Origin of the sequence: Aerococcus sp. HMSC10H05, from assembly GCF_001806975.1 — a bacterium.
In the GTDB taxonomy this organism is placed as follows: domain Bacteria; phylum Bacillota; class Bacilli; order Lactobacillales; family Aerococcaceae; genus Aerococcus; species Aerococcus viridans_B.
The window spans coordinates 6,391-8,569 of the sequence record NZ_KV786971.1 but is presented as its reverse complement, the minus strand read 5'-3'; the positions used below and the strand labels follow the sequence as shown (position 1 = coordinate 8,569).

General features: G+C 36.3%; 1 protein-coding gene. It reads right to left on the bottom strand.

The genetic code is table 11. The features are described 5' to 3' along the window. Positions 1-79: 79 nt before the first annotated feature. The gene (locus tag HMPREF3116_RS03510) at positions 80-1,669 is read right to left on the bottom strand and encodes a type I restriction-modification system subunit M (protein WP_070467817.1); all 1,590 of its coding nucleotides are present in this window, start codon (positions 1,667-1,669) and stop codon (positions 80-82) included. Positions 1,670-2,179: the final 510 nt, after the last annotated feature.

Sequence of the window (2,179 nt, the reverse complement as noted above, 5' to 3'; positions counted from 1 at the left end):
CCCAACTTACGCTGTTCCCAATCATCAGTAAAGCCTTTAAATCGCAGTTTTGGAACTCTTTTTTCATTTTCTTTAGCCATTATTTCAACACCTCTTTCAAGGCATCGATAATGTCTTTTGTTTCTTCCGTTACCTGTAACTCATCCACCATTGATAATAATTCTTTAGATACTGCTGCAATTTCCTGATCTGTTTGTTTGATGTCATTTCTTAGAGCTACTACATCGATTGGTTCAGGGTCTTCAAATGTATCCACATATCGTGGGATATTTAAATTAAAATCATTTTCAACAATTTCATCATAGGTAGCTACATAAGCATATTTCTCAACTTCTTCACGTTTTAAATACGTCTCATAAATCTTATCTATATGTTGCTCTTCTAATAAATTTTGATTTTTAGCTTTAGTGAATTCTTGGGAAGCATCAATGAATAGTACATCGCGTGTTTCACGATGTTTCTTTAAAATAATCACTGTAGTTGGAATACTAGTGTTATAGAAAATGTTGGATGGTAACCCAATAATAGTATCTATAGCACCATTCTCAAGTAAGGCTTTACGAATTTTTCCTTCTGCAGCGCCCCTAAACAAAACACCATGGGGTAAAACAATTGCCATTACACCATCATTCTTTAGGTGATAATAGCCATGTAATAAGAAAGCAAAGTCTGCCTTAGACTTTGGAGCTAATACACCGTATGGTGAAAATCTTGGATCGTCTAAGAAACCCTTTGCCGCTGACCATTTCGCAGAATAAGGCGGGTTCATTAGTACACCATCAAAATTGGTGGGTTCATCTTGTGGCCAGTCTTCATCAAGTGTATCCCCATTGCGTAACAACTGATTCTCTGGCGACACTTCATGTAAGAACATATTCATACGGGCTAAGTTAAATGTTGAGGTATTCATTTCCTGACCAAAATATCGAATAGTATTAGGTTCATTGGAATATTTAGATGCATTTAATAATAGTGATCCAGAACCTAAAGTCGGGTCATATACAGTAAATCCTTTTTTATCTTTTCGGCCTGCCATAACAATTCTAGTCATTAAGGTAGCTACTGGCTGAGGGGTGTAGAATTCTCCTGCCTTTTTACCCGAATCTTCCGCAAATTGACCAATTAGGTATTCATAAGCATCGCCCAATACATCACCTGTATAATTATTAAAATTTAGATCAGCTAGCGCCTTCATCACAGCAGCAATTGTTTCATTTTGTTTTTGCGGTGTCCCACCTAATTTCTTCGAATTTAAATCAATATCTTCAAATAAGTCTTCAAAAATTTTATCTGACTGCTCAATATCCCGCAAACCTTGTTGTAAGTGTTCCCGTTGAAAAGTATGTTCATCAATTTCATCCACCAAAGCAGAGAAAGTTAGCTCTGGTTTAATTTCGTAAGCCATATCATCCTTTAGTGCGTATTTTAAATCTGCTTGTATATCCTCATCTAGGTATGCTTCTGTATAAATCTTTTGGGCTTCACCCAAATCATTTGATTCATGTTCTAATAATTCTGTAGAGTGTACTAACATAGTATCAGATAAGTATTTATAAAAAATGAGTCCCAATAAATATGATTTATATTCATTCGCATCCATTTTTGATCTTAAAATATCTGCCGAGTTCCATAACGCTTGATATAGTTGTTGTACCGTTTCGTTCGCCATTTATAGTTTTCCTCCATACTTGAAATCACGCTATAAGACAGCGTTAGCATTATTATAGCACCTTTAATTGTTTAATAAACTATCCAAAAATTATTTATATAAAAAGAGCCAGATCAATCTGACTCTACAAGATATACATATAAATCAAAATACACTGTTTCACCGATAAGTTTGCGATTTATATTATTTCCAAGCTTTATTAAACAAGTCTGAGGGCTAGAACTAACCTAGCATACCTTTACAGTGAAACAGGATGACTGACCCATATCAGAGAGTTGCCATTCATGCCTTACTCTCTGAATCGTCAGGCAAGAAATTAGACCTTGGCTAATTTCGGTCCCACTGCACCTAAGGTAATGATAGGTGAGAGTGAAAGCCGAAGGTTACCTCATAGCATATTACATTTGCTTTGAAGGTAAGTCCGGTGCTCACACCTTATCCAGTCGGGCTCGTTCGACCAGGTCAAGTCCTGTGAAGCTGAGTTCGCACCTCCAGAAAGAACTGCGTTTC

Coding starts and splice junctions, on each gene's coding strand:
- HMPREF3116_RS03510 (WP_070467817.1), bottom strand. CDS start 1,669: ATGGCGAACGAAACGGTACAACAACTATATCAAGCGTTATGGAACTCG.